General features: G+C 65.5%; 30 protein-coding genes. 22 read left to right on the plus strand and 8 right to left on the minus strand.

The window, feature by feature from the left end:
• Window positions 1–50: 50 nt before the first annotated feature.
• Window positions 51–1,646, minus strand: coding sequence for a trimethylamine methyltransferase family protein (locus B9Z03_RS19820; protein ID WP_085465779.1), 1,596 nt, complete (start codon window positions 1,644–1,646; stop codon window positions 51–53).
• Window positions 1,647–1,905: 259 nt separating this feature from the next.
• On the opposite strand from B9Z03_RS19820, the gene B9Z03_RS19825 reads away from it, so the two are divergent.
• Window positions 1,906–2,604, plus strand: coding sequence for a corrinoid protein (locus tag B9Z03_RS19825; protein ID WP_085465780.1), 699 nt, complete (start codon window positions 1,906–1,908; stop codon window positions 2,602–2,604).
• 28 nt (window positions 2,605–2,632) lie between these two features.
• Here B9Z03_RS19825 and B9Z03_RS19830 read toward each other — a convergent pair whose 3' ends face one another.
• Entirely contained in the window at window positions 2,633–4,105 is a 1,473-nt protein-coding gene (locus B9Z03_RS19830) for a GGDEF domain-containing protein (protein WP_085465781.1), read from the minus strand.
• Between the two features lie 120 nt (window positions 4,106–4,225).
• On the minus strand, window positions 4,226–4,336 hold the full coding sequence (locus B9Z03_RS19835) for an EncA/B family entericidin (RefSeq protein WP_244561792.1): 111 nt from the start codon (window positions 4,334–4,336) through the stop codon (window positions 4,226–4,228).
• A gap of 149 nt (window positions 4,337–4,485) precedes the next feature.
• Between B9Z03_RS19835 and B9Z03_RS19840 the strand changes: the two genes are divergently transcribed.
• The 11 genes from B9Z03_RS19840 to B9Z03_RS19885 all read left to right on the plus strand — a co-directional run bounded on the left by B9Z03_RS19840 (window position 4,486) and on the right by B9Z03_RS19885 (window position 14,047).
• Complete coding sequence (locus tag B9Z03_RS19840) at window positions 4,486–5,052, plus strand: DUF1638 domain-containing protein (protein WP_244561927.1); 567 nt, start codon at window positions 4,486–4,488, stop codon at window positions 5,050–5,052.
• A gap of 52 nt (window positions 5,053–5,104) precedes the next feature.
• Window positions 5,105–5,683: a DUF4893 domain-containing protein gene (locus B9Z03_RS19845; protein WP_085465784.1), complete on the plus strand. Its 579-nt coding sequence runs from the start codon at window positions 5,105–5,107 to the stop codon at window positions 5,681–5,683.
• Between the two features lie 100 nt (window positions 5,684–5,783).
• Window positions 5,784–6,440, plus strand: a complete 657-nt coding sequence (locus tag B9Z03_RS19850; protein ID WP_085465785.1) for an exopolysaccharide biosynthesis protein — start codon at window positions 5,784–5,786, stop codon at window positions 6,438–6,440.
• A 123-nt stretch (window positions 6,441–6,563) separates the two neighbouring features.
• A complete protein-coding gene (locus tag B9Z03_RS19855; RefSeq protein WP_085465786.1) occupies window positions 6,564–6,866 on the plus strand; it encodes a virulence factor in 303 nt (100 codons plus the stop codon).
• Window positions 6,859–7,497, plus strand: a complete 639-nt coding sequence (locus tag B9Z03_RS19860; protein ID WP_085465787.1) for a methylenetetrahydrofolate reductase C-terminal domain-containing protein — start codon at window positions 6,859–6,861, stop codon at window positions 7,495–7,497. Before B9Z03_RS19855 ends, B9Z03_RS19860 begins: the two co-directional genes overlap by 8 nt.
• Window positions 7,494–8,597 (plus strand): methylenetetrahydrofolate reductase, encoded by a 1,104-nt coding sequence (locus tag B9Z03_RS19865; protein WP_176247563.1) that lies wholly within the window; start codon window positions 7,494–7,496, stop codon window positions 8,595–8,597. Before B9Z03_RS19860 ends, B9Z03_RS19865 begins: the two co-directional genes overlap by 4 nt.
• Window positions 8,598–8,657: 60 nt before the next feature.
• Entirely contained in the window at window positions 8,658–9,725 is a 1,068-nt protein-coding gene (locus B9Z03_RS19870) for a methyltetrahydrofolate cobalamin methyltransferase (protein WP_085465788.1), read from the plus strand.
• Window positions 9,726–9,755: 30 nt separating this feature from the next.
• A complete protein-coding gene (locus B9Z03_RS19875; protein WP_085465789.1) occupies window positions 9,756–11,816 on the plus strand; it encodes an ASKHA domain-containing protein in 2,061 nt (686 codons plus the stop codon).
• Between the two features lie 79 nt (window positions 11,817–11,895).
• Window positions 11,896–12,069 carry a hypothetical protein gene (locus tag B9Z03_RS29895; protein WP_176247564.1) on the plus strand — a complete coding sequence of 58 codons (174 nt, stop codon included), beginning with the start codon at window positions 11,896–11,898 and terminating at the stop codon, window positions 12,067–12,069.
• Window positions 12,070–12,139: 70 nt separating this feature from the next.
• Window positions 12,140–13,087, plus strand: coding sequence for an alpha/beta hydrolase (locus tag B9Z03_RS19880; protein ID WP_085465790.1), 948 nt, complete (start codon window positions 12,140–12,142; stop codon window positions 13,085–13,087).
• Between the two features lie 45 nt (window positions 13,088–13,132).
• The gene (locus B9Z03_RS19885; RefSeq protein WP_085465791.1) at window positions 13,133–14,047 is read left to right on the plus strand and encodes an alpha/beta hydrolase fold domain-containing protein; all 915 of its coding nucleotides are present in this window, start codon (window positions 13,133–13,135) and stop codon (window positions 14,045–14,047) included.
• Here B9Z03_RS19885 and B9Z03_RS19890 read toward each other — a convergent pair.
• From B9Z03_RS19890 to B9Z03_RS19900, 3 genes are all read right to left on the minus strand, one after another.
• Window positions 14,044–14,505: a hypothetical protein gene (locus tag B9Z03_RS19890; RefSeq protein ID WP_085465792.1), complete on the minus strand. Its 462-nt coding sequence runs from the start codon at window positions 14,503–14,505 to the stop codon at window positions 14,044–14,046. The two genes, B9Z03_RS19885 and B9Z03_RS19890, sit on opposite strands and share 4 nt — an antisense overlap.
• Window positions 14,506–14,531: 26 nt before the next feature.
• On the minus strand, window positions 14,532–17,066 hold the full coding sequence (ligD, locus tag B9Z03_RS19895) for a DNA ligase D (protein WP_085465793.1): 2,535 nt from the start codon (window positions 17,064–17,066) through the stop codon (window positions 14,532–14,534).
• Between the two features lie 87 nt (window positions 17,067–17,153).
• Window positions 17,154–18,065: a LysR family transcriptional regulator gene (locus B9Z03_RS19900; protein WP_085465794.1), complete on the minus strand. Its 912-nt coding sequence runs from the start codon at window positions 18,063–18,065 to the stop codon at window positions 17,154–17,156.
• Between the two features lie 126 nt (window positions 18,066–18,191).
• On the opposite strand from B9Z03_RS19900, the gene B9Z03_RS29900 reads away from it, so the two are divergent.
• The 6 genes from B9Z03_RS29900 (at window position 18,192) to nhaA (ending at window position 21,827) form a co-directional block, all read left to right on the plus strand.
• On the plus strand, window positions 18,192–18,356 hold the full coding sequence (locus tag B9Z03_RS29900) for a hypothetical protein (RefSeq protein WP_176247565.1): 165 nt from the start codon (window positions 18,192–18,194) through the stop codon (window positions 18,354–18,356).
• 223 nt (window positions 18,357–18,579) lie between these two features.
• The gene (locus B9Z03_RS29905) at window positions 18,580–18,756 is read left to right on the plus strand and encodes a hypothetical protein (protein WP_176247566.1); all 177 of its coding nucleotides are present in this window, start codon (window positions 18,580–18,582) and stop codon (window positions 18,754–18,756) included.
• A gap of 121 nt (window positions 18,757–18,877) precedes the next feature.
• Window positions 18,878–19,066, plus strand: a complete 189-nt coding sequence (locus B9Z03_RS29500) for a hypothetical protein (RefSeq protein WP_139832340.1) — start codon at window positions 18,878–18,880, stop codon at window positions 19,064–19,066.
• A gap of 57 nt (window positions 19,067–19,123) precedes the next feature.
• The gene (locus B9Z03_RS29910) at window positions 19,124–19,264 is read left to right on the plus strand and encodes a hypothetical protein (protein ID WP_176247567.1); all 141 of its coding nucleotides are present in this window, start codon (window positions 19,124–19,126) and stop codon (window positions 19,262–19,264) included.
• 235 nt (window positions 19,265–19,499) lie between these two features.
• A complete protein-coding gene (locus B9Z03_RS19905) occupies window positions 19,500–20,498 on the plus strand; it encodes a GlxA family transcriptional regulator (protein ID WP_085465795.1) in 999 nt (332 codons plus the stop codon).
• Between the two features lie 141 nt (window positions 20,499–20,639).
• Window positions 20,640–21,827, plus strand: coding sequence for a Na+/H+ antiporter NhaA (nhaA, locus tag B9Z03_RS19910; RefSeq protein ID WP_085465796.1), 1,188 nt, complete (start codon window positions 20,640–20,642; stop codon window positions 21,825–21,827).
• A 7-nt stretch (window positions 21,828–21,834) separates the two neighbouring features.
• Here the strand turns inward: nhaA and B9Z03_RS19915 are convergent, their stop codons facing one another.
• Window positions 21,835–22,632 (minus strand): DUF1194 domain-containing protein, encoded by a 798-nt coding sequence (locus tag B9Z03_RS19915; protein WP_244561793.1) that lies wholly within the window; start codon window positions 22,630–22,632, stop codon window positions 21,835–21,837.
• A 238-nt stretch (window positions 22,633–22,870) separates the two neighbouring features.
• Between B9Z03_RS19915 and B9Z03_RS19920 the strand changes: the two genes are divergently transcribed.
• From B9Z03_RS19920 to B9Z03_RS29915, 4 genes are read left to right on the plus strand one after another with little or no spacing between them, the layout of a single operon-like run.
• Complete coding sequence (locus tag B9Z03_RS19920) at window positions 22,871–23,506, plus strand: DUF6766 family protein (protein WP_085465798.1); 636 nt, start codon at window positions 22,871–22,873, stop codon at window positions 23,504–23,506.
• 2 nt (window positions 23,507–23,508) lie between these two features.
• Window positions 23,509–23,769 carry a KTSC domain-containing protein gene (locus tag B9Z03_RS19925; RefSeq protein WP_085465799.1) on the plus strand — a complete coding sequence of 87 codons (261 nt, stop codon included), beginning with the start codon at window positions 23,509–23,511 and terminating at the stop codon, window positions 23,767–23,769.
• Window positions 23,766–24,020, plus strand: a complete 255-nt coding sequence (locus B9Z03_RS19930; RefSeq protein ID WP_085465800.1) for a hypothetical protein — start codon at window positions 23,766–23,768, stop codon at window positions 24,018–24,020. The genes B9Z03_RS19925 and B9Z03_RS19930 overlap by 4 nt, the downstream gene beginning before the upstream one ends.
• On the plus strand, window positions 24,020–24,193 hold the full coding sequence (locus tag B9Z03_RS29915; RefSeq protein ID WP_176247568.1) for a hypothetical protein: 174 nt from the start codon (window positions 24,020–24,022) through the stop codon (window positions 24,191–24,193). Before B9Z03_RS19930 ends, B9Z03_RS29915 begins: the two co-directional genes overlap by 1 nt.
• Here B9Z03_RS29915 and B9Z03_RS19935 read toward each other — a convergent pair.
• Window positions 24,190–24,744 carry a DUF421 domain-containing protein gene (locus B9Z03_RS19935; protein ID WP_176247569.1) on the minus strand — a complete coding sequence of 185 codons (555 nt, stop codon included), beginning with the start codon at window positions 24,742–24,744 and terminating at the stop codon, window positions 24,190–24,192. The two genes, B9Z03_RS29915 and B9Z03_RS19935, sit on opposite strands and share 4 nt — an antisense overlap.
• Between the last annotated feature and the right edge of the window lies 1 nt (window position 24,745).

Consider the following 24,745-nt stretch of genomic DNA (forward strand, 5'->3'; position numbering starts at 1 on the left):
TCGTCGTGGATGATCTTGGCGACTTTAGCCCCGCCTGAATCGGGCTCGCTTCACGTAAAGGCGTCGGGCATCGACTCCTTCTTCTGGCGGATGAAGGCCAGCAGCGCCTCGTCGATGCCCTGGTCGAGCGCCGGGGCCTCGTAGGTTTCGAGCCAGCGGCGGGCGAGTTCGTTGGCGCGCTGGTGGGCGGGCTTGGAGCCTTCGGCTTCCCACTGCTCGAACGAATTGTTGTCGGCGATCGAGGAGCGGTAGAACGCGGTCTGGAAATTGGCCTGCGTGTGGTCGCAGCCGAGATAGTGGCTGCCCGGCCCGACCTGGCGGATCGCGTCCATCGCCTGGCCGTTCTCCGACAGGTCGACGCCTTGCGCGAACTTCTGCTGCATGCCGAGCTGGTCGATGTCCATCATGAACTTCTCGTAGCAGGAGGCCAGCCCGCCCTCGAGCCAGCCGGCCGCGTGCAGCACGAAATTGGTGCCGGCGAGGATGGTGGAGTTCAGCGTGTTGGCGCTCTCGTAGGCCGCCTGCGCGTCCGGGATCTTGGAGGCGCAGAGCGAGCCGCCGGTGCGGAACGGCAGGCCGAGACGTCGGGCGAGCTGGGCGGCGCCATAGGAGACCAGCGACGGCTCCGGCGTGCCGAAGGTCGGCGCGCCCGACTGCATCGAGATCGACGAGGCGAAGGTGCCGAACAGGACCGGAGCACCGGGGCGCACGAGCTGCGTCACCGATGCACCCGCCAGCACCTCGGCCAGCACCTGTGTCAGCGTGCCGGCGACCGTCACCGGGCTCATTGCGCCGGCGAGGATGAAGGGCGTGACGATGCAGGCCTGGTTGTGGCGGGCATAGACCTTGAGAGCGCCGAGCATGGTGTCGTCGAACACCATCGGCGAGTTGGCGTTGATGAGCGAGGTCAGCACCGTGTTGTTCTCGACGAAGTCGTCGCCGAAGACGAGCTTGGCCATCGCCACCGTGTCTTCCGCACGCTCGGGCGCGGTGACCGAGCCCATGAAGGGTTTGTCGGAATACTTGATGTGGGAATAGATCATGTCGAGATGGCGCTTGTTCACCGGCACGTCGACCGGCTCGCAGACCGTGCCGCCCGAATGGTGGATCGACGGCGCCATGTAGGCGAGCTTCACGAAATTGCGGAAATCCTCGATCGTCGCGTAGCGGCGGTTGCCGTCGAGGTCGCGCACGAAGGGCGGGCCGTAGACCGGCGCGAAGACGGTGGCGTTGCCGCCGATCTGGACGGAGCGCTCGGGATTGCGCGCATGCTGGGTGTAGACCGACGGCGCGGTCTTGAGCAGCGAGCGCGGCAGGCCTTTCGGGAAATGCACCCGGTCGCCGCGCACGTCGGCGCCGGCGTCCTTCCAGAGCGCGAGTGTCTCGGGATCGTCGCGGAAGATGATGCCGACCTCTTCGAGCACCGTGTCGGCGTTCTTCTCGATGAGGGCGAGCCCTTCCTCGTTCAGCACCTCGTAGAGCGGAATCTCGCGCCTGATATAAGTGAGCTGCTGGCCGGGGCCGCCGCCGGAGCGTGCCGCGCGGCGGGCAGCAGCACCCCCGCCCGCGCGATCGCCGCGCCCGCGCCGGGGTCCGCCCGTCTCCTGCTCGCCCGTCCCGAGCTCAACTGCCGCCGGATCGCTCATCGTCGTTCTTCCCTGAATGAAGGCTGCGGCCGCAACGCCGCTTGTCGGCGGATCGTAATCATGGTCCTTGGACGAACCGTCTTGCAAACGCCGGACCGTGTCGCAAAATCGACACGGCAAGCTGCTGAATTCCAGTCGCTTTCGTTTTGCACGGCGTCGCAAATCAGCTATGCGGCGACGCCGATTGCGGAATAGATATGCTCACGAAGTTCGAGCGGACGGAAGTCCCTTCGTTCGCATCTCACCTGGAGCCCCGGCAATGTCCGACGACGAGATCATTCTCTCCGAGCTTTCCGACGACGAACTCGTGCAGCAGATGCATGACGACCTCTATGACGGGCTGAAGGAAGAGATCGAGGAAGGCACGAACATCCTGCTCGAGCGCGGCTGGGCGCCCTACAAGGTGCTGACCGAGGCGCTGGTCGAGGGCATGCGCATCGTCGGCGAGGATTTCCGCGACGGCATCCTGTTCGTGCCGGAGGTGCTGCTGTCCGCGAATGCGATGAAGGCCGGGATGCATATCCTGCGCCCGCTGCTGGCCGCCACCGGCGCGCCGAAGCAGGGCAAGCTGGTGATCGGCACCGTCAAGGGCGACATCCACGACATTGGCAAGAACCTCGTCGGCATGATGATGGAGGGCGCCGGTTTCGACGTCGTCGACCTCGGCATCAATAATCCGGTCGAGAAATATCTGGAAGCGATCGAGCGCGAGAAGCCCGACATCCTCGGCATGTCGGCGCTGCTCACCACCACCATGCCCTACATGAAGGTCGTGATCGACACGCTGAAGGAAAAGGGCATCCGCGACGACTACGTCGTGCTCGTCGGCGGCGCGCCGCTCAACGAGGAGTTCGGCAAGGCCGTGGGCGCCGATGCCTACTGCCGCGACGCTGCCGTGGCGGTCGAGACCGCCAAGGATTTCATGAAGCGCAAGCACAACCAGCGCGCCACGGCGTGAGCGGGCCCCTCCGCGCCGTCCTGTCCCGCTAGGTGCGATGGCGCCTGCGCTTCGGCGCGGGCAGCGTGGCGTTTGCCGTTCCGGCCACGACGCGATTGCGGCCGTCGCTCTTGGCGACGTAGAGCGAGTTGTCCGCCGCCGCGAGCATGTGCGCGAGATCGGCCTGCCCGCCGCCGTCGGACACACCGAAGCTGGCCGATATGTCGGGCAGAACGCCGAGACCGTCGGACTGGAAGGCCGCCGCGACCGCCTTTCGCGCCCGCTCGGCGATCGCGACCGCCTCGGCGATCGTCGCATCTGGAAGCAGCGCGGAGAACTCTTCGCCGCCCAGGCGCCCGAGCAAGGCGCCCTCCCCCAGCTGCTCCGAGACCGTGGAGGCGAAGTGGGCGATGACGCGGTCTCCGGTCGAATGGCCGAAGCGGTCGTTCACGCTCTTGAAGTGGTCGATGTCCATCATCAGCGCGCAGACCGGGCGCCCGCTGGCGCGGCATTGCGCGACGAGCTGGTTGCCGCGCGCGAGGAAGGCGCCGCGCGACATCACGCCGGTCAGGACGTCGTGATTGACCAGGTGCGAGAGCTTTGTCACCAGCTCGTTGCGAGCAGCATCGACGGAGGCGACGGTGAGAGGACCGAGCGAGATGATCGCAACGCCCAGCCTGAAGGAGGACATGGACGACAAGAGGTCGCCGGCCATGGGAACCACGACCAGGCCGGCCGACACGCCCATGAGCAGCGCCGAGCAGAAGAGGAGCGAGATGACGGCGGTGGCAAACACGCTGTAGGTCAGCGCGCACCACAGGAGCGCAGGCAGCGCGAAGCCGATCGCGCCCGGCCCGCCGACGGCCATTTCCCCCAGCGCGGACGCTACGACCGCCGCGAGGGGCCCGACCGTCCAGAAATTCGCCCGGCGGACGAGTTTCAGGAATGATCTGCGGGGCGTAGGGCCTCCGAGGTCGGGGAAGGCCAGAATCGGAGGCAGAATGAGCAGGCTGTTGACGAGTTCGGTGGTGAACCAGAACTCCAGTCCGGTGAAGAAATCACGGTCGAACAGGACCCGTGCCGCCCCTCCCCCGACCAGCGCGCTCGCCGCCGCGGCGATGACGCAGATCGCGAACATGAACAGCACCGCCTGAGGGCGCCTCAGCTGCCGGTCGTCCTCCTCCATTACCCGGAACAAAAGCACGCCGGTTATCGCGCCGGTCAGGTTGGCGGCGGTGAGCCAGAAGGTGATGAATATCTCGCCGCCGGTGACGAGGTCAGCGGCCATGTAGCCGCAGAACCCACCGATCCAGCCGGCCGGGGTCGCGAATTCCGGCTTGCGCACCATAAGGCCGAGCAGGACGGCATTTGCCGGCCAGAATGCGGCCAGGAAGCCTACGGGTCGCGTCAGGATGCCGAACAGCGCCGCCACACAGACGATCAGCCCGACGACGGCGAAAGCCACCAGCCAGCGGTGCGCGACGGAAGCCTTGGTCAGGCCCGTATCATCCAGAGACGACATCGCATCCAGCCTTTTCACGCCGCCAAGACTAAGGGGCGTTGCTTGAGAAGCTGTTAACGATTTGCGTGACCGGCAACCTGAAGGCGACTACCGGAGCGACGCAGGCAGCCGGGGTTGTCGTCAGTCCACGGAGTCCTCGACCGCCTCAGCGGTCTCCCGCACATCCCTGCCCACGCCGCGCACGGTATTGGCGCAGGCGGACAGGCCGACGGCGAAGATCAGGACGAGCATCGACACTCTCATCATGGCATTCATGGAAATCCACTCTCGCTTGGCTTATGTATCTGCCGTTGTGCAATGATCGCGAGGGCGTTGGGTTCCCTACGGTGGCGACGGACAGAAGCAAGAGGGCCGAGCGCATTCTCGTCATCGCCTGCGGGATGATCGCCCGCGAGGTGCTGGCGGTGAAGGCGCAGCTGCGCCTCGATCATCTCGACCTGACCTGCCTGCCGGCCGACTTCCACTACACGCCCGACCGCATCCCCGCCGCCATGGACAAGGCGATCGTGGAGGCCAAGGCAGAGGGCTACGAGCACATCCTGGCCGGCTATGCCGATTGCGGCACCGGTGGAATGCTGGACCGGGTGCTGGAGAAGCACGGCGTCGAGCGGGTGGCGGGGCCGCACTGCTTCGCCTTCTATCAGGGCATGGCCGCCTTCGAGGCGATCGGCGACGATGACATGACGACCTTCTACATGACCGACTTCCTGTGCCGGCAGTTCGACGCCTTCTTCATGAAGCCGCTCGGCCTCGACCGCCATCCGGAACTGGCGAAGGACTATTTCGGCCACTACGAGAAGCTGGTCTATCTCGCGCAGACCGACGATCCGGCGCTCGAGCAGGTGGCCGAAAAAGCGGCAAAGATGCTCGGGCTCGCTTATGAAAAGCGGCGGACGGGATATGGCGACCTCGCGCCGGCACTGGCAAGGGCGGTCGCGGCAACATGAAAGCGCCGGATTGTTCGTCCTTGGTCGTTGGACAGCCCAACGGAGCAGATGAATGACGTGCTGCAGACTGGTGCTTGCCGCCCTCGCCTTCCTCGTCCCGTCCGCCTCCTGGGCGACCGGCGAGATCGAAGGCCTGATTACCAAGGCAGACCGCGAGAGGCTGGCGAACTATGAGACGACGCGGGCGGACGCGCTGAAGGAGGCGCGCGAGGGGGGCAGCGCGGAGGAGATCGCGATCCTCGACAAGGTCGTCGACGCGCGCCAGCAGTCCTGGTCCGGCTTCGACATGACGGGCGACTGGCAGTGCCGCACGATCAAGGCCGGCGGCTTTGCGCAACTGATCGTCTACGGCTGGTTCAAGTGCCGGGTGACCGACGACGGTTCGGGCTGGACGCTGACGAAGCTGACCGGCTCGCAGAAAACAAAGGGCCGCTTCTTCACCGACAGCGACTTCCGCCAGACCTATCTCGGCACCTTTGCTGTGAACGACGATCCGTTTCCGGCCTACGGCAAAGGTCCGGAGACCGATCAGGCGGGCTACGCTTTCCTGATGTCGCCGACATCCTGGCGCATCGAGTTTCCGGCGCCCTATTACGAATCGAAGCTCGACATCCTCGAATTCCGCCGCTGAGGTTCTTTTCCGGCGGTCGAGGCACTATGTCATCAAGGATTAACGGCTGTTTGCACATTCTGTGACAGGGTGTGCCAAGAGGGATGGCGTGAGACAGGGCATGGACGAACACGAGCAGCAGGCTCTGCCTGGGACGCCGCGGCGCCCGCAGCCGGCACGCCTGTCGTCGCTGTTCGAACGCCTCGCGGCGGAGGGCGACGGCCCGATCACCGTGGCCGAGATCCGCACCGCGCTCGGCGATCGCAGCCTGGCGACGTTGCTGATCTTCTTCGCGGTCATCAACCTGATCCCGCTGCCGCCGCCCTCGTCAGCGATTCTGGGACTGCCGCTGCTGATCGTCGCCGCGCAGATGCTCTACGGTTCGACCAGCGCCTGGCTGCCGAAGCGCATCTTAAACATCTCGCTGACGCGCCCGCAGTTCCGCGGTGCGATGGACCGCATCGTGCCGTGGCTCACCAGGCTGGAGAAATACATCCGGCCGCGCTACTGGCCGTTCTGGCCAAAGCAGGGCGAGCGCGTCGTCGGCGCGATCTCGCTGTTCCTGGCGATCATCGTGACGCTGCCTATCCCGCTCGGAAACTGGTTTCCGGCCTTCTCGATCACCTTGCTCGGCTTCGCGCTCTCGGAGCGCGATGGCGTCATGCTGGGCGTCGGCGCGCTGGCCGGCCTCTTCGCTCTTCTCGTGATCGGGCTGGTGATCGGATCGGCGGGTGCGGCACTCGGCTTCGTCTGGTCGCACATGGGCGCGATCTGGTAGTTTCGCCTTCTCGACACTCGTCCTGAACACGGCGTCGCTTTTGAAGGCACCCGCGTCGTGCCGCAACAAGCAGCCCGTCCGTGCTTTCGGCAATGCTCGCGATGCAATCGAGGAGGAAGGCCTATGGCCGATCTGATCGTCGTCTACTGGCGGGACATTCCGGCGCAGGTGATCGTGAAAAAGGGTCGCCAGACCGCCAAGCGCGAGCTGTCGCTGCGCTTTACGGAAGCGATCGACCTGGCCGCGATGCGCTCGGGCGCCGGCGACACCGACGCCTATCTCGCCGAATGGCGCAAGGCCGACCCCGTGCCCGTCAGCGACGAGCTGGAAGCCGAGGCAGACAAGGCGACGGCCGCGCTCGAAGCCGCCTACGACCGCGACCGTCTGGTGGCCCTCGCCAAAGCTGGGGGCCGGGACAATGCCTGAAACCCTGACATCGACAACGCCGTCCGACGCAGCCGCCGCGACCCCGCCCTCGGCGCCGGTCGGCGTCACGCAGGCGACCGTGGTCAAGAAATCGGCGCCGAAGAGCGACTACAAGCCAGCCGACGTGTCGCCGCAGCGCCGCGTGCAGCGCTCCTACGCGATCCGCCTCTGGTCGATCCGCCATTCGCGCGGGCTCGAATGGTTCTATGCCCGCTTTGCCGACCTCTTCCTGCTTTTGCATCCGGTGTGGAAGGGCATCGGCTACAGCCGGGTCGAGGCGCCGGTGAAGTTCGTCGAGAAGCGGGTGAAAGGCTTCATGTTCGACTGCCGCATGTGCGGCCAGTGCATCCTGTCCTCGACCGGCATGTCCTGTCCGATGAACTGCCCCAAGCAGCTGCGCAACGGCCCCTGCGGCGGCGTGCGCGCCAACGGCAATTGCGAGGTCGAGCCCGACATGCCCTGTGTCTGGGTGAAAGCCTGGGAAGGCTCGCGCAACATGGTCCATGGCGACGCGATCCTGAACCTGCAGAAGCCGGTGGACCAGTCGCTGCGCGAGACCTCGGCGTGGCTGCGGGTGACGGCGCAGGCAGGCGCGGCGAAGGACCAGGCCCGCGCGGGAGCCGGCGCATGACGCCGATCCTGCCCCTGCAGCCCGACGAGAACCCGGCCGGCGTGCACCTGCCGCTGGAGCCCCTGCCCGGCCACACCTCGCGCGGGCGGCTGGAGCGCATCCTGCGCCGGGGCGAGTTCGCGGTCACGACGGAGCTCAACCCGCCCGATTCGGCCGATCCCGAGGACGTCTACAACCGCGCGAAAATCTTCGACGGCTGGGTGGACGGCATCAACGCCGTCGATGCGTCGGGCGCGAACTGCCACATGTCCTCCGTCGGCATCTGCGCGCTTCTGACTCGCATGGGTTACGCCCCGATCATGCAGATCGCCTGCCGCGACAAGAACCGCATCGCCATCCAGGGCGACGTGCTGGGCGCCGCCGCCATGGGAGTGGCCAATATATTGTGCCTGACCGGCGACGGCGTGCAGGCGGGCGACCAGCCCGGCGCCAAGCCGGTGTTCGACCTCGATTCCAGTTCGCTGCTCGAAACGATCCGCATCATGCGCGACAACGGCAAGTTCCTGTCGGGCCGCAAGTTGACGACACCGCCGCAGCTCTTTCTCGGAGCCGCGGTGAATCCGTTCGCACCACCCTACGATTTCCGTCCTATCCATCTCGGCAAGAAGATCGCCGCCGGCGCGCAGTTCATCCAGACGCAGTACTGCTTCGACGTGCCGATGATGAAGACCTTCATGGCCAAGGCCCGCGACCTCGGCCTGCTGGACAAGGTGTTCCTGCTGGTCGGCGTCGGGCCGCTCGCCTCTGCCAAGACGGCGAAATGGATCCGCTCCAACGTGCCGGGCATCCATATTCCGGACACGGTGATCCAGCGGCTGGAAGGCGCGCAGGACCAGAAGAAGGAAGGCAAGCAGCTCTGCATCGACATCATCAACGAGGTGAAGGAGATCCCCGGCGTCTCCGGCATCCACGTGATGGCCTACCGGCAGGAGGAATATGTCGCGGAGATCGTCAGCGAATCCGGCGTGCTGCGGGGGCGCCGTCCGTGGAACCGCGAGGCCGCGCGCGACGAACTCGTGGTGGCCGAGCGTATGCGCCATCTGCGCGAGGACGCGCCCGACCAGGCACCGCAGAAGATCGTCGAGCGGGTGGGCCACTGAGGCCGCTTGACAGCAGATGAGAACGACCGACAAGTCCCGCTATCCTTTGAGGAGACAGGAATGACCCGCACGATCGTCGCTTCGGCGACCCGCGAAATCGTCATTGGCTTCGACCAGCCCTTCTGCGTGATCGGCGAGCGGATCAATCCGACCGGCCGCAAGGTGCTGAACGAGGAGCTGGAGCGCGGCGATTTCTCGCGCGTGGCATCCGACGCCGTCGCCCAGACCGAGGCAGGTGCGACCGTTCTCGACGTCAATTCGGGCGCAGTCTTCTCCAACATGATGGCGCAGGACCCGCGCTATGCCGACAACAACTTCGTCGAGCCGATGCTGATGCCGAAGCTCATCGAGACAGTGCAGGCGGCAGTGGACACGCCGATCTGCATCGATTCGTCCGTTCCCGGCGCGCTCGAAGCTGGCCTTCAGACCGCCAAGGGCCGCCCGCTCGTGAATTCGGTGACGGGCGAGGAAGAGCGGCTCGAAAAAGTGCTGCCGCTGGTCAAGAAATACAATGTCGCCGTGGTTGCCATCTCCAACGATGACACCGGAATTTCGGAAGACCCGGACGTGCGCTTTGCGGTGGCGAAGAAGATTGTCGAGCGCGCCGCCGACTTCGGTATCCCCGCCCATGACATCGTGGTCGACCCCCTGGTCATGCCGATCGGCGCAATGGCGACTGCCGGCCATCAGGTTTTCACGCTGGTGCGTCGCCTGCGCGAGGAGCTCGGCGTCAACACGACGTGTGGGGCATCGAACATCTCGTTCGGCCTGCCCAACAGGCACGGCATCAACAACGCCTTCCTGCCAATGGCCTATGCCGCCGGCATGACGAGCGCGATCATGAATCCGGTGGCGCTGCCGGTCGGCCCGACCAAAATCGCTGAGAAGAAGGCCGAGGTCGAGGCAGCAGGTATCGTGCTGCCGCCGGACATGGACGACGAGACTTTTGTCAAGCTGTTCGGCCTCGGCTCGACAAAGCCTCGGCCCGGCAAGGAAATGGAGGCGATCCGCGCCGCCAACTTCCTGCTCAATCAGGACACGGGCGGCGCGGCATGGATCAATTTCAATCGTGATCCGGGCGCAGCGCCTCGTGGTCGTAACCGCGAAGGGCGGCGGTCGCGGGGCTAAAGATCGAGCCCGCATCGCTTGCGTATTGTCATGAACGCCTCGCCCACCGATCCCCTCGTCCTGTTCATGCCCTCGGGTAAGCGTGGCCGCTTCCCCGTCGGCACGCCGGTGCTCGATGCGGCGCGCCAGCTCGGCGTCTATGTCGAGAGCGTCTGCGGAGGACGGGCGACCTGCGGCCGCTGCCAGATCGAGGTGCAGGAAGGCAATTTCGCCAAGCACAAGATCGTCTCGTCCAATGACCACATCTCGCCACGCGGGCCGAAGGAGGAGCGCTACGATCGGGTGCGCGGCCTGCCCGAGAACCGGCGCCTGTCCTGCTCGGCCACGATCCAGGGCGACCTCGTCATCGACGTGCCGCAGGATACGGTGGTCAATGCGCAGGTGGTGCGCAAGGCCGCGTCCGACCGGATCATCGAGCGCGATCCGGCGATCCAGCTCTGCTATGTCGAGATCGAAGAGCCCGACATGCACAAGCCGCTGGGTGACCTCGACCGGCTGAAGATCATGCTCGGCAAGGACTGGGGCTTCGACAACCTGCTCGTCTCGCAGCACCTGATTCCCGATGTGCAGAAGATCCTGCGCAAGGGAAACTGGGGGGTCACGGCCGCCATCCATCGCGACCTCGAGGCCTCGCGCCCGAACATCATCGCGCTGTGGCCGGGCCTGCACAACGAGGCCTACGGGATCGCTTGCGACATCGGCTCGACCACGATCGCGATGCATCTGGTCTCGCTCCTGTCCGGCCGCATCGTCGCGTCATCCGGCACATCCAATCCGCAGATCCGCTTCGGCGAGGATCTGATGAGCCGCGTGTCCTACGTCATGATGAACCCGGACGGGCGCGAGGCGATGACCAAGGCCGTGCGCGACGCGATCAGCGACCTGATCGGCAAGGTCTGCGCGGAGGGTGGTGTCGACCCGGACAACATCCTCGACGCGGTGTTCGTCGGCAACCCGATCATGCACCACCTGTTCCTCGGCATCGATCCGACCGAACTCGGCCAGGCGCCCTTTGCGCTCGCCGTTTCGGGCGCCGTGCATACCTGGGCGCGCGACATCGGCATCAAGATGAACTACGGCGCGCGCATCTACATGCTGCCCTGCATCGCCGGCCATGTCGGCGCGGACGCGGCTGGCGCCACGCTCTCCGAAGGCCCCTACCGGCAGGACCGGATGATGCTCCTGGTCGACGTGGGTACCAATGCGGAGATCGTGCTGGGCAATCGCGCCCGCGTCGTGGCGGCCTCCTCGCCGACCGGCCCCGCCTTCGAGGGCGCGGAAATCTCCTCCGGCCAGCGCGCCGCGCCCGGTGCGATCGAGCGCGTGCGGATCGATCCCGCGACGCTTGAGCCGAAGTATCGCGTCATCGGCGTCGACAAGTGGTCTGACGAGGGCGGCTTCGAGGAAGCGGCGAAGGCGACCGGCGTGACCGGCATCTGCGGCTCGGCCATCATCGAGGTGGTCGCGGAAATGTATCTGTCGGGCGTCATCTCGGAGGACGGCGTGGTGGACGGGTCGCTCGCCGCCCGCTCGCCGCGCATCATTCCGAACGGCCGGACCTTCTCCTATCTGCTGCGCGACGGAGAGCCGCGCATCACAGTCACCCAGAACGACGTCCGCGCGATCCAGCTCGCCAAGGCGGCGCTCTATGCCGGCGTGAAGCTTCTGATGGAGAAGCAGGGCGTCGACCATGTCGACACGATCCGCTTCGCCGGCGCGTTCGGCTCCTTCATCGACCCGAAATACGCCATGGTGCTGGGCCTCATACCCGACTGCGACCTCGCCGAGGTCAAGGCCGTGGGCAACGCGGCCGGCACCGGCGCGCTGATGGCGCTTCTCAACCGCGAGCACCGCCGCGAGATCGAGCGCGAGGTCGCCAGGATCGAGAAGATCGAGACAGCGCTGGAGCCGCATTTCCAGCAGCTGTTCATCGACGCCATGGCGCTGCCGAACAAGGTCGACCCGTTCCCGAAGCTCGCCGCCGCGGTGAAGCTTCCACCGAAAAAGCTGCTTGCCGAAGGCGAAGCGGGCGACGGAACACCGCGCCGGCGCTCGCGCGAGGAACGCGCGGCAAGGCGTACCCGCGACTGAGGCGGTTACGAAAGGCCGGCCCGGCGGCGTGGAGATGAAACCGGCCGCCGCTATCCGCCTCCCCTCAAAGGAGGCTGACATGTTCCCGTTCGACATGATTGCCCGCTACGCACAGCGCCGCCGCGACGCGCGCAGACGACGCCGCATGGAGGAACTGCTGGACGCGCTCGATCCCGAGATCAGGCGCGACATCGGCTGGCGCAGGAAACGCAGGCGTCGGCCGCCCTATGCCTGGGGCATGCCGGACTCTTGACCCAGCCGGCAAACGGATCGATCTTTGCGCAAGGGGAGGAACGAACATCCGTCGAGTGGGTTCTGCGCGCATGCCCAGCCTCAAGTCCCGTATCGTCTCCCTCTATCTTCGCAGCACCCGCAAGAAGGCCTTTGCCAGCGCGGCGGAAATGAACCGCTGGATCGCGCGCGCCCGCACCCTCGAGGACCACCGACCGCCCGCCTCTGTTGCGCGACGCCTGGACATCGCGCGCCGCGAGGTGTTCGGCTCTCCGGTCTACGATGTCGCGCCGCGCGGCGGCCATGTCGAGAAGCGGATTCTCTACCTGCACGGCGGCGCCTATGTGTTTGAAATCACGCCATTCCACTGGCGGCTGATCGCCGAGATGGCGGAACGTCTCGACGCCCGCATCACCGTGCCGGTCTATCCGCTCGCGCCCGAACATCGCTTCGAGGAGATGTTCGGAATGGTGATGCAGACCTATCGCAGGATGCTGGCGGAGGAGCCGGCCGGCGAGATCGTCTTCATGGGCGATTCCGCCGGCGGCAACATGGCCGTGGTGCTGACCATGATGGCGGCCAAAGAAGGCCTGCCCGGCCCGGACCGCCACGTGCTGATCTCGCCCGGCCTCGACATGACGCTGGAGAATCCCGACGTCGCACAGGCAGCGCGGCTCGATCCCTGGCTCGACATCGAGGGCGGCCTGGAGGCGATCCGCCACTATGCGCCGCATCTCGACCGCGCCGACTGGCGCATCAGCCCGATCAAGGGCGACCTCTCGGTGCTGCCGCCGATGCTTATCCTCGCCGGCGAGTTCGACCTTTTGACGCTGGACACGATCCGCTTCGCCGACCTCGCCCGTCGCGCGGGCGTCGAGGTGGAGCTCGTGGTCGAGCCCGGCATGATGCATGTCTGGCCGCTGATCGACATGCCCGAGGCCCGCCGCGCGCGGAACCTGATCGTCGAGTTCCTGAACAGCGACGCGCCGGGCCGTGATCGCCGGCGAATGACCGAGGCCGCCAGCTTGCGGGCGTATTGACTAAGCGGGTGGCCGCACCTCTACTCCCGCGCCTGGGAGGACGCCATGGCCAGCCTGAAATCACACTTCTACGCCTTCGTGCTGAAGCACACGCGCAAAAAGGCGTTCATGTCCGAGGAAGGGCTGCGGCAGCGCCTCGCCAAGATGCGGCCTGTCGAGGACCACCGCCCACCCGAGAAGGTGAAAGACCGCCTCGAGATTACACAGCGCGAGGTGCAAGGCCACGTGGTGTACGAGGCGCGGCCTAGGGCGGGCACGGCCGGACGGCGGCTCCTCTACCTGCACGGCGGGGCGTATTGCTTCGAGCTGACGCCGTTCCACTGGCTGCTCATCGCCGAACTCGCCGAGCGCCTTTCGGCGCAGATGACGGTGCCGGTCTATCCGCTGGCCCCCGAACACCAGTTCGACCAGATCTACGGGATGGCCGGCGAGGTCTACCGCCAGGTCTTCGCCGAGGCGCCGCATGCCGCGATCGTCGGCGATTCCGCCGGAGCCAACATGGCGCTTGTGCTGACGCTGATGGCGGCGGAACGGGGCGATCCGATCGCCTCGTCGCTGGCGCTGCTGTCGCCGAGCGTCGATTCCTCGCTCGCCAATCCCGAGGTGCACGACTATGCCAGGCGCGATCCCTGGCTCGACATCCCCGGCGCGCTGGCGGCCATGCACATGTATGCCGGCACCCTGAAGCTCGACGACTGGCGCATCAGCCCGATCTACGGCAACGTCGCGGCACTGCCGCGCACACTGATCTTCTCCGGCACGCGCGACCTGCTCTATCCCGACACGGTGCTGTTCGTGGACAAGGCACGCGCGGCGGGCGTCGACATCGAGCTCGTGCGGGGAGACGGGATGTTCCATGTCTGGCCGTTGCTCGACATCCCCGAAGCGCGGCCCGCACGCGACAGGATGGTGGCCTTCCTGGAACAGGCTCCGGCACGGGCTGCCGCGCGGGCGGCCTAGGCCCCGACCGGCTTGCCCTCACCATCGACCAGGCCGAGGCTGCGGAACAGCTCCATCTCGTCCTCGGACAGGAAGGCGAAGATCTTCGGGCCGCTGTCGCGGCGCTGCAGGAAATAGACGACCTCGAAATCGAGCGGGAACTCCGATCCGTCCTTGCGCCGCATCTGCGCGGTGAAGGAAACTCGCGCCTCGTCGTGCCCGGCAAAGATCTCCCGTGCCTCCACGCCGCGGAGCCACATCTCGACGACGCCGATGGCGCGGTAGAAGCCGAACCCCTTCTCCAGCACCTTTTCGTAGTCGTCACCGTTCTCGCCGCCCATCACCGCCTGCCCCGAGGCCGAGACGAGATATTCGGCGTAGCAGGCGCGCAGGTCACGGATCACAGGCTTGTCCGCCAGCGCCGCATTGTAGAAGTCGACATAGGAGGCGAAGAAAGCGTCGTAGTCCGGGGCTTGCATGGTCCGTCTCCTGCCGTCGGCAGTTGCTATCCGTCCGCGACCTTCGCCATCATCGCCTTGGTGATCGATTGCCTCCAGCCGTCGGCCTCCTTCCACGGGTCGGCCTGCGTCAGGCGCTGCTCCATGTCTGCGATGTGGAAGCTGTTCGCCGCCTCCAGATCCTTCAATTCGTCCCACGACACCGGGGTCGCCACCGGCGCGCCCTTGCGGCGGCGGGTCGAGTAAGGGCAGATCGCGGTAGAGCCGCGCTCGTTGCGCAGATAGTCGACAAAGATTCGGCCCTTGCGCTTGGCCTTCGACATATTGGCGACATAGCGGTCCGGCGCCTCCTCCTCGAGCATCTTCGCGAAACCCTTGGCGAACTCCTTCACCTGCGGCCACTCCACGCGCGGCGCGATCGGCGCGACGACGTGCACGCCCTTGCCGCCGGTGACGAGCGGGACGGTCTTCAGGCCTATCTTCTCCAGCCGGTCACGCAGGTCGAAGGCGGCGTCGCGGACATCGGCGAAGCCGAGCCCCTCGTCCGGGTCGAGGTCGAACACCAGCCGATCCGGCTTCTCGATGTCATCGATGCGCGAGCCCCAGATGTGGAACTCCAGCGTGCCCATCTGCACGCCGGCGATCAGCGCCGACAGGTCTTCCGCGTAGAGATAATTGTCGCGCTTGCCGTCGCTCTCCTCGATCTCCATTCGCTTCAGCTCGTCAGGAAAGCCGCGAGAATCGTGCTTCTGGAAGAAGCACTGGCCGCCCTCCCCGTCCGGACACCGCACCAGGCTGAGCAGCCGGCGCTCGACATGCGGCAGGATGCGCCGGGCGACGCGCTCGTAATGTGCGGCGAGGTCGGCCTTGGTCACGCCCTGCTCCTCGAACAGCACCTTCTGCGGGCTGGAGAGCTTCACGCCTGCGAAGATGTCGCGCGTCTCATGCTGCATGGCCGTCTCCCTCGGTATCTCCAGCACCACGTCCTTCGCGGGCTTGTCGCCACGGATCCCGCGCACCACGCCGTGGCGAACCACACCATCGGCCGTGAACTCCGCCATGTCGACCTCTACGACGAGTTCCGGCTTGAGCCAGACCGCGCCGCGCGCCATCTCGCGCGGGACCGAAACGAAAGGCGACGTCTTGCGCTCGAGAGAGCCGACAAGATCTTCCACCTCGCCGAGCGTGTCACCCTCGAAGGCGCCGACCCGGCCCTTGTAGGCGAGTTCCCCGTCCTCCATCACGCCGATGAGCAGCGAGCGGACGGTGCGGCCGCGCTTGTCTGACGGGGCATAGCCGCCGACGATGAACTCCTGCCGCTTCGTGCACTTGATCTTCAGCCAGCTCCGCCCGCGGCCGGAGATGTACGGATCGTCCGCGCGCTTGGCGACGATGCCCTCGTGTCCGGCCGAGCACACCTGGCGGAAGACCTCTTCGGCCTTGCCCAGCACATGGGTGGAAAGCAGGAGTGGCTCCCTGCCGGCGCCGATCAGCGCCTCCAGCTTCGACTTGCGCTCGATGAGCGGCAGGCGCGTCAGGTCCTTCCCGTGAAGTTCGAGCAGGTCGAAGACGAAACAGAACAGATCCTTGCCGCCGGCCTTGATCGACTTCTGCAGGGTGGAGAAATCGGTCTTTCCGTTGCGATCGACGGCGACAATCTCGCCATCGATCAGCGCGGAGCCGACGCCGAGTGCCGCGGCCGCCGCCGCGATGCCGGGAAACTTGCCGGTCCAGTCGAGGCCGTTGCGCGTGTAGATCCGGGCCTTCTCTCCGGCCACCGCGATCAGCGCACGGTAGCCGTCATATTTCATCTCGGCCAGCCATTCCCCGCCTTCGGGCGCATCAGCGACCAACGTCGCGAGCTGCACCTCGCGCCAGCGTGGCAGAGGCAAGGCTTTTGTCCCGGCGGCCTTGCCTCTCTTGTCCGCCTTGCCTGTCAATCCGCCGGCGGGCCGCTTCGCCGTGAGATCGCTCTTCGCCAAGCCACGGCCGCCCTTGGCGATCTGGGCCATCGTGCGGCCCGACGCGACGCTCTTGGTGAAACGGTTAAGCACGTCGCCGCGAGGCGGCGTAAAGCCCTCCTCGCGATGCTTGATCATCAGCCAGTTTTCGCGCTTCTCCTTCGCGCGTGGCTTCATTCGGACAAGTGTCCATTCGCCCTTGAGGCGTTCGCCGTCGAGGCGGAAGACGATCTTACCCTCCTCAAGGCCCTGATCGAAGTCGCCGACCGGCTCCCAGGTGCCGCGATCCCACAGCATCACTGTGCCGCCGCCATACTCGTTCTCGGGAATGGTGCCCTCGAAGGCGCCATAGGCAAGCGGGTGGTCTTCAGTTCGCACCGCCAGCCGCTTTTCGGCCGGATCATAGCTGGGGCCGCGCGTCACCGCCCAGCTCTTCAGCACGCCCGCCCATTCGAGCCGGAAGTCGTAGTGCAGCCGTGTCGCATCATGCTTCTGGACGACGAAGGCGAGCCCCTCGCCGGCGGCCTTCGGCGCGGGCCTGTCGTCGGGTTCCGCGGTCTTCGAAAAATCCCGCTTCGCCCGGTATTCCCTGAGCAATTCGTCGACGACCGGCCGCGCCATGGTGTGTTACGACCCCTCCATACGGATACGGCGGCCTGGACAGGCCGCCGCATCAAAAACCCCGGTCGGGCGCGGAAGTTCCGCCGCTCAGGCGGCGAGCGCGAAGCGGCCGCTTTCCTTGAACGCTTCCATCGTCGCGCGGATGTGGTCGGCCGCCGCCCTGACCGGCGCGCTCGCGTCCGGACGCACGATCATCACCAGATTGTAGGTGCCGAGTTCCGGCAGGCCGTCCTTCGGCCCCAGGACGACAAGATCCTCGCCGATGAACGACTTCGGCAGCGGCGCGACCGCGAGGTCGGCGAGGATCGCCGAGCGCTGGCCGGAGGTGTGTGCGCTCATATAGGCGATGCGGTAGTCACGCCCGCTGGTGCTGAGCGCATCGAGCGCGCGGATGCGCCAAGCGCAGCCTTCCTCCCACAGCGACACCGGCAGCGGCTGGCGCATATGCGCGCAGCCGCCCTTGGCGCCCGCCCAGGCGATCTGCTCCGTCAGCAGGATCTCCGCGTCCATCGGGATGACCTTGCCGGAGCAGGTCATCAGCGTGATGTCGAGCTCGCGGTCATCCATGCGCCGGCGCAGATTGGAACTCTGGTCAATGACGACGTCGACCGCGACCGAGGGATGCGATTGGGCGAAGCGGCGCAGCACGTCGGGCAGCACGCGCTCGCCATAGTCGTCCGGCGAACCCAGCCGGACCACGCCCTGGATGTCGGGCATGACGAACTTGGAAACGGCCTCGCGGTTGATCGCAAGCAGCCGGCGCGCATAGCCGATCAGGATCTCGCCATCGGCCGTCAGCGAGACGGAACGCGCGTCGCGCGTGAAGAGCGCGCGCCCGAGCGTCTCTTCCAGCTTCTTGATCTGCATCGACACGGCGGAGGGCGTGCGGAACACCGCATTGGCGGCGAGCGTGAAGCTGCCCGTCTCGGCAATCGCCACGAAGGTGCGCAGCACGTCGAGTTCCAGCAGCGGCAGAGGATGGTTCAGGGGGGCGTTCATGGCGTCACCATTCAGTTTTCTTGATCCAATCGATCATTCCATTTCGTTTGATTGAACATCATCCCTGCCCCATAGTCAACCACATGGAAGGACGAGACGCCCTTCGCCCAACGAATGGAGAAAGTCATGTCGATCTACACAGCATTTGCCCGGTTCGTCGCAACGCAGCGCGCTCGCCGGCTGCGCATCCGCACCGCCATGCGTATCGCGGATCTGCCGCACGGTATGCAGAAGGACATCGGCTGGCCGGATGGCTTCGATTTCGATCGTGAATTTCGCGCCCGGTCGTAATCCGCCACCGAAACGCCGCAATGATACGGTGAACGGGCGCGGCTTGCATGTTGCACCGCAACAAGGCAATTGCCGACGAATTCGGCGACCCGTGACGACTTGATTCGCAAGTCGAAACGGTCAGCCATCCGCCCGCAATAAATTTGAAACAAGAGCTGCCTAAATGGCACGCAATCGAGAGGCTCCTCCCAAGCCTGTCCGTTGCGAACTCAAGGAGAGAGAAATGTCCATCATGACCACCCTCAGCCGCTTCGCGGCCGACTACCGCGCCGCCCGCGCCCGCCAGGAAACCGAACGTTCGATCCGCGCCCTGCCCGTCGAGATCCAGAAGGACATCGGCTGGCCGGAAGCCTACCGCCACAACACGGTCAACAAGGTCGTGACCGGCGGCTGGTACTGATCGCTGACGGCGCTGCGACGGCGCACTGGCTCGGAACCGAAAAGTCCCGCTCGCAGCTTGCGGCGGGACTTTTGTTTTGCCTACGACAGGGGCAGATGCCGCGCAGCCATGCAATGGCGGCATGACGCATATGAACCAGCCGCATGACTGGCGTGAAGGCCGGATAATCCCTGTCGATTCAATCCATTACCCTGGATCGGCGAATGTCGCCGAATGTCGCGATATCGCTTTTGCGACGCACCTGTTCGCTTTTGTCACTGCAAGGATCGCGGCAGATGCCTATATCCGCGCCATGAAAAGAGCTGCTTGACGCAGACATCGCGCCGGCCGCTCCGAGTAAAACGCACGATTTGCTTGGAGAGCTACCATGAAGTTCCTGTCGACCTTCTTCCGCGGCCGCCGCACCGGCAACCTCATCACCAGCCTTGAGCGTGCGCGCCTCGGCCGGACCATGCCGGGCCAGACCGCTGCGCTCGCAGCCAACCGCCTCGGCGGTCTCCTGATGTAGGCCCAACCGGAGCCGTTCCCTCCCGCGGCTCCGTCTTCTTCCAGTCAAGACCTCCTCGCCCGCGCAGCCCAAGCTTCGCGGGCTTTTTCTTTTTGCGACACGAAAAGAGAGCCATGTCGCTTTCGGATCAGCCGCTGCCGCAATCACATTGACATTTCCAGACGTTCCGGATGACACTTTTGCCATCGCGACGATGAAAGCCGTTCGCCGATAGCCAGGTTTCCGGGAGTGTTTCGTGACCGTAAAGCCAGCCATCAAACGCTCGATCGTCTTCTTCCTCGTCCCCGATTTTACACTGATCGCCTTTTCGACGGCAGTGGAGCCGTTGCGGCTGGCCAACCGCATGCTTGGCTACGACGCCTATAGCTGGCGGCTCGCCAGCGCCGACGGGAGGCCGGTGAAGGCCTCCAGCGGCATCGAGATCGCGGTTCAAACCTCCCTCGAAGACGAACGCCGCAAGATGAGCGGACCGGACCGTCCTTCGATGGTCATCGTCTGCTCGGGCGTCAATGTCGAGAAATATCAGAACCGCTCCGCCTTCGCCTGGCTGCGGGAGGAATACAACCGCGGCGTGGCGATCGGCGGCCTTTGCACCGGGGCGCATGTGCTGGCCTCGGCCGGCCTGCTCTCCAACAAGCGCTGCGCGATCCATTGGGAGAACCTGCCGGGCTTTTCCGAGGCGTTCCCCAAGGCCAACGTCTTCGCCGACCTCTTCGAGGTCGACCAGAACATCTACACCTGCGCCGGCGGCACCGCCGCGCTCGACATGATGCTGAAGCTGATCGGCGACGATTTCGACGAGATGCTGGTCAACCGCGTCTGCGAGCAGGTGCTGACCGACCGGGTGCGCAGCCCGACGGACCGCCAGCGCCTGCCGCTGCGCGCCCGCCTCGGCGTGCAGAACGGCAAGGTGCTGTCGATCATCGAACTGATGGAGATGAACCTTTCCGAGCCGCTGTCGCTGATCGAGATCGCCGACCACGTCGGCCTGTCGCGCCGGCAGATCGAACGCCTGTTCCAGCAGGAGATGGGCCGCTCGCCGGCGCGTTATTATCTGGAGATTCGCCTCGACCGGGCGCGGCACCTCTTGATCCAGTCGTCGCTGCCGGTGGTGGAAGTCGCGGTGGCCTGCGGCTTCGTCTCGGCCTCGCATTTCTCGAAATGCTACCGCGAGCTCTACGCCCGCTCGCCCCAGCAGGAGCGCGCCGACCGCAAGCAGCTGTTGGCAGCGTAGGCGATTCTCATACAAAGCTGCGGATTTTCGACCCGTGGCGCTGGAATTTCATCTCCAATCGATTATGTCTGACGGGCGCATCCGGGCATCCGGCGCGACCATCATGGCCCTTGCGGCCGACCAACCAAAAGGAGGCCGGACGTGAGCACCCGCCAGAAATCGATCTTCCGCGAATTCCTCGACAGCGAGGCTTCGGGCGGCATCATCCTGATGGCAGCCGCGGCGCTGGCGCTCATCGTCGCAAACTCCCCTCTCGCGCCCACCTACTTCGCTGCGCTGAAGGCCTATGTCGGTCCTCTGAGCGTGTCGCACTGGATCAACGACGCGCTGATGGCGGTGTTCTTCCTGCTGGTCGGCCTCGAGATCAAGCGCGAGGTGCTGGATGGCCAGCTCTCGACCTGGCCGCGGCGAATCCTGCCCGGGCTGGCCGCGGCCGGCGGCATGGCGGTGCCGGCGCTGATCTACGCCGCGCTCAACTGGGGCAATGCGGAAACCATGCGCGGCTGGGCGATCCCGACCGCCACCGACATCGCCTTCGCGCTGGGCGTTCTGTCGCTGCTGGGCAGCCGCGTCCCCGCTTCGATGAAAGTGTTCCTGACAGCACTCGCGATCATCGACGACCTCGGCGCGGTGATCATCATCGCGATCTTCTACACGGCCGATCTGCAGATGGCGTATCTCGTAGGCGCGCTGGGCGTGCTGGCGATCCTCGTCGCCATGAACAGGTTCGGCGTGCGCAGCCTCCTGCCCTACCTCGCGCTGGGCGTGGTGTTGTGGGTGCTGGTGCTTCAGTCGGGCGTGCATGCCACACTTGCGGGCGTGGCGCTGGCGTTGACCATCCCGCTGCGGGCAAGCCCCGCGCTTCGCGACGACGCCGACCATTCGCCGCTGCACCGCCTGGAACACGCCCTTCACGGCGTCGTCCCCTTCGTCATCGTGCCGATCTTCGGCTTCGCCAATGCCGGCGTTTCCTTTTCCGGCATGTCGACCGACACGCTCGTCGATCCGCTGACGCTCGGCGTCGCGGCCGGCCTTGTCATCGGCAAGCTCGTCGGCGTCTTCGGCACGTCCTACGCGGCGATCCGGCTCGGTTTCGCAGACATGCCCGCGAACGCCGCGCGTATGCACCTGCTGGGGGTGTCGCTGCTTTGCGGCATCGGCTTTACAATGAGCCTTTTTATCGGCCTGCTCGCCTTCGCCACCAACGCCACTCTGCAGGATGACGTCAAGGTCGGCATCCTGCTCGGCTCGGTGGTCGCTGCTCTGCTCGGGTCGCTGGTAATCTATCTCGCGCCGCGGCCGGGCGGTCCCGAATCCCGAGAGGAGTGAGAGCCGTCTACTGTATGTCGATCCAGCCGCGATTGTTCCACATCTTCTCGCCGATCTGACAGTCGGTCGTGAAGATCGTGGCGGCCTTGATGACGGGCGGGGAGTCCGCTTCCATCGCCGTGCGGAGCGGGTGTTCCCGGCCGGCGAGTTCCAGCACCAGCTTGCGCCGGATCGCTTCGGGAAACTGCGCCCAGCCGTTGACCGGGATCATGAAGGCGCCGGGGCCGCCGATCACGCAGTCGGAATAATAGGCATCGAGATTGGCGATGTCGAAGGCCGAGGACAGGCCACTGCCATTCGTCATCAAAGGCAGGCCGTTGATCGTAATGCCTTTTTCGGCGATGCGGTCGCGCGACTGATCGACAGGCGTGCCCTGGTTGTTGGGACCGTCGCCCGACACGTCGATCACCCGCTTCATGCCCCTGTAACCGCTCGCGTCGAACAGCGACGCGGCGAAGTCGAGCGCGGCCGAGATCGAGGTACGGCGCGCACTGCGCGGCGGCAGCGCGGTCATCTTCGAGACGAAGGCCTGCGCGTCTTCGGCCGTCGCGATCACCGACCAGGGCACCACGACCTGCTGCACGCTGGAGCCAGCCCATTCGACATAGGTGACGGCGATCCTGCCATGCGCGCCGTCGGCGATCGCCCGCAGAACGGCATCGTCGGTAAGGGCAGCTGCATAACCGTCGCGCTGGATAACGAGTTCGTCGGGCGACATCGAGAGCGAGACGTCGACCGCAAGCACCAGCTCGACGTCGACGACCTGATCCTGGGCCGGCGCCGCGGATGGTCCGAACGCCAGCATCACCGCTGCTCCGAAGCATGAGGCCAGTCGAGCTTGCAGGCGAGACATGCTATGATGATACGCGCATCGGCAGACCTGAAAAGCACGCGGCGATGTTGTGCGTTCACGAAATCGCGAGTGGCCTTGGGACCCACGCCGCGGGAGGCCACGGAGCGATCGCGTCCCTCCCTGCAACGCGCCGCAACTTCCGTCCTTCCTGATCGTTCTGCTCGACCATCGATCACGGAGCGGTTCGGCCATGCGGTTCCTGCGCGACAACAGCCTCACCATCGCACTGCTGGGCGCCTTCGCCCTGAGCCTCGCCGGCATGCTGCTTTCCGGGCTGGCGCACGAGAACGAGATGCGCGCCGTCCATGGCGAGCCGGCCCTGACGCTCGGCGCTTACTTCCTCTCCGCGCCATTCTCCTCCGCCTTGTTCGAGAACTGGGAAAGCGAATTCCTGCAGATGTCGGCCTATGTCGTGCTGACTGCGATGCTGTTCCAGCGCGGCTCGGCCGAATCCCGCGATCCGGATCAGCCCTATCGCCCCGGCGACGAGGTGCCGATTCACCGGCGTGCTGTCAGCCAGCTGGGCGGATGGCTCTATGCTCACGGACTCGGCCTCGCACTGGCCTTGCTTTTCATCCTCTCCTTCCTGCTGCATTGGATGTCGAGCGCGGCGGCACACAATGCAGACGCATTGGCGCACGGCCAGCCGGCCGCTCCGGCATTCGCCTATCTGGCCGATCCGAGCTTCTGGTTCGAGTCCTTCCAGAACTGGCAGTCCGAATTTCTCTCGACCGCGGTCCTCGTCGTCCTGTCGATCTTCCTGCGCCATCGCGGATCGCCCGAATCGAAGCCACTGGCCGCGTCGAACAGCGACACCGGAGAGTGATCATGCCGTCCACGTCGATCCGGCATTTCGAGTATGACGAGGCAAGCCGGATCCTGTCGGTCTGGTTCCTGGCCAACGGCCGACGCTACGACTACCGGAACGTCCCGCCCGAAACGGCGCATGAATTTCGCCGCGCGTTTTCAAAGGGCCGTTTCTTCAACGCCCGCATCCGCGACCACTTCCCCTACGCCTGGGTCCGCGAAGAGCGGAACAATCCATCCGACTTTCCGTTGCCAGCAAGAAGCCGAGGAGCAAGACAATGACCGAAGCTGTTGCAACCACCAATCACAAGGTGATCCGCAAATGGGTCGAAAGCCGTGACGGCCGTCCGGCCGTGGTCGGCGAAGGCGTGCTGCGGATCGATTTCGGCAGTCCCGAAGACGGGTTCCGCGAGATCGAGTGGGACGAATTCTTCGAGATCTTCGAAGACCGCAAGCTGGCTTTCCTGCATCAGGACATGCTCGACAACGGCCAGGTGAGCCGCTTCAACAAACTGATCGAAAGGCCGAACTGATGCCCGGCGCGGTGAAAACGGACCAGCGCGAGAAACTGCTGGACGAGGACGTGAAATTCCTCGCCGAGAACACGGACCTCTCGCCAAACCAGGCGGAAGAACTGATCGCCCGCCACGGTCGCGACCGGGACCTGCTGCTGGAGAAGGCGCGGTCCATCAAGGCTGAAAGCTAGCGCTGTGTCCTGAGCGGTTCCGTCGAGCGAGAGCGCTTCGCCTTTTCGGCGGGATAGCGGAAGACGCTCAGCTTGCCGTTGTTCTCGAAATAGGCCGCCTCCACCTCGCCGGTGTCGCGCACGCCCTCGACGCGCAGCAACGCCAGAAGCTCGCGCAGGCTGAGAGCGCCCGAGCCGAGTGCGTCTTCGATGATATGTCCATCCTTGATCACGAGTACCGGGTCGCCTTCGACAAGGCTCTCGACCTTGCTCGATCGTGCCAACAGCGCGCCTGTGGCCCGATGCAGCAAGACGACCACGGTGATCACCAGGATTCCCTGCAACAGCCCGACATCGGGATAGAACATCGGATCGCCGGCAGCCGAGCCGACGGCAATGACCAGCACGAACTCGAACGGCCCGATCTGTCCGATGGCGTCATGGCCGACCATCCGGGCGAGGAAGATCGTGTAGAGATACATGACCAGCGTGCGGAAGACGATCTCGACGTAGAACCAGACATTGGCCGTCTCCGCCTCGCCGAACACGATGCGAACGATCTCTTCCTGCATG

This window comes from Mesorhizobium australicum (assembly GCF_900177325.1).
In the GTDB taxonomy this organism is placed as follows: domain Bacteria; phylum Pseudomonadota; class Alphaproteobacteria; order Rhizobiales; family Rhizobiaceae; genus Mesorhizobium_A; species Mesorhizobium_A australicum_A.

Coding starts and splice junctions, on each gene's coding strand:
- B9Z03_RS19820 (WP_085465779.1), bottom strand. CDS start 1,646: ATGAGCGATCCGGCGGCAGTTGAGCTCGGGACGGGCGAGCAGGAGACG.
- B9Z03_RS19825 (WP_085465780.1), top strand. CDS start 1,906: ATGTCCGACGACGAGATCATTCTCTCCGAGCTTTCCGACGACGAACTC.
- B9Z03_RS19830 (WP_085465781.1), bottom strand. CDS start 4,105: ATGTCGTCTCTGGATGATACGGGCCTGACCAAGGCTTCCGTCGCGCAC.
- B9Z03_RS19835 (WP_244561792.1), bottom strand. CDS start 4,336: ATGCTCGTCCTGATCTTCGCCGTCGGCCTGTCCGCCTGCGCCAATACC.
- B9Z03_RS19840 (WP_244561927.1), top strand. CDS start 4,486: ATGATCGCCCGCGAGGTGCTGGCGGTGAAGGCGCAGCTGCGCCTCGAT.
- B9Z03_RS19845 (WP_085465784.1), top strand. CDS start 5,105: ATGACGTGCTGCAGACTGGTGCTTGCCGCCCTCGCCTTCCTCGTCCCG.
- B9Z03_RS19850 (WP_085465785.1), top strand. CDS start 5,784: ATGGACGAACACGAGCAGCAGGCTCTGCCTGGGACGCCGCGGCGCCCG.
- B9Z03_RS19855 (WP_085465786.1), top strand. CDS start 6,564: ATGGCCGATCTGATCGTCGTCTACTGGCGGGACATTCCGGCGCAGGTG.
- B9Z03_RS19860 (WP_085465787.1), top strand. CDS start 6,859: ATGCCTGAAACCCTGACATCGACAACGCCGTCCGACGCAGCCGCCGCG.
- B9Z03_RS19865 (WP_176247563.1), top strand. CDS start 7,494: ATGACGCCGATCCTGCCCCTGCAGCCCGACGAGAACCCGGCCGGCGTG.
- B9Z03_RS19870 (WP_085465788.1), top strand. CDS start 8,658: ATGACCCGCACGATCGTCGCTTCGGCGACCCGCGAAATCGTCATTGGC.
- B9Z03_RS19875 (WP_085465789.1), top strand. CDS start 9,756: ATGAACGCCTCGCCCACCGATCCCCTCGTCCTGTTCATGCCCTCGGGT.
- B9Z03_RS29895 (WP_176247564.1), top strand. CDS start 11,896: ATGTTCCCGTTCGACATGATTGCCCGCTACGCACAGCGCCGCCGCGAC.
- B9Z03_RS19880 (WP_085465790.1), top strand. CDS start 12,140: ATGCCCAGCCTCAAGTCCCGTATCGTCTCCCTCTATCTTCGCAGCACC.
- B9Z03_RS19885 (WP_085465791.1), top strand. CDS start 13,133: ATGGCCAGCCTGAAATCACACTTCTACGCCTTCGTGCTGAAGCACACG.
- B9Z03_RS19890 (WP_085465792.1), bottom strand. CDS start 14,505: ATGCAAGCCCCGGACTACGACGCTTTCTTCGCCTCCTATGTCGACTTC.
- ligD (WP_085465793.1), bottom strand. CDS start 17,066: ATGGCGCGGCCGGTCGTCGACGAATTGCTCAGGGAATACCGGGCGAAG.
- B9Z03_RS19900 (WP_085465794.1), bottom strand. CDS start 18,065: ATGAACGCCCCCCTGAACCATCCTCTGCCGCTGCTGGAACTCGACGTG.
- B9Z03_RS29900 (WP_176247565.1), top strand. CDS start 18,192: ATGTCGATCTACACAGCATTTGCCCGGTTCGTCGCAACGCAGCGCGCT.
- B9Z03_RS29905 (WP_176247566.1), top strand. CDS start 18,580: ATGTCCATCATGACCACCCTCAGCCGCTTCGCGGCCGACTACCGCGCC.
- B9Z03_RS29500 (WP_139832340.1), top strand. CDS start 18,878: ATGACGCATATGAACCAGCCGCATGACTGGCGTGAAGGCCGGATAATC.
- B9Z03_RS29910 (WP_176247567.1), top strand. CDS start 19,124: ATGAAGTTCCTGTCGACCTTCTTCCGCGGCCGCCGCACCGGCAACCTC.
- B9Z03_RS19915 (WP_244561793.1), bottom strand. CDS start 22,632: ATGCTGGCGTTCGGACCATCCGCGGCGCCGGCCCAGGATCAGGTCGTC.
- B9Z03_RS19920 (WP_085465798.1), top strand. CDS start 22,871: ATGCGGTTCCTGCGCGACAACAGCCTCACCATCGCACTGCTGGGCGCC.
- B9Z03_RS19925 (WP_085465799.1), top strand. CDS start 23,509: ATGCCGTCCACGTCGATCCGGCATTTCGAGTATGACGAGGCAAGCCGG.
- B9Z03_RS19930 (WP_085465800.1), top strand. CDS start 23,766: ATGACCGAAGCTGTTGCAACCACCAATCACAAGGTGATCCGCAAATGG.
- B9Z03_RS29915 (WP_176247568.1), top strand. CDS start 24,020: ATGCCCGGCGCGGTGAAAACGGACCAGCGCGAGAAACTGCTGGACGAG.
- B9Z03_RS19935 (WP_176247569.1), bottom strand. CDS start 24,744: ATGCAGGAAGAGATCGTTCGCATCGTGTTCGGCGAGGCGGAGACGGCC.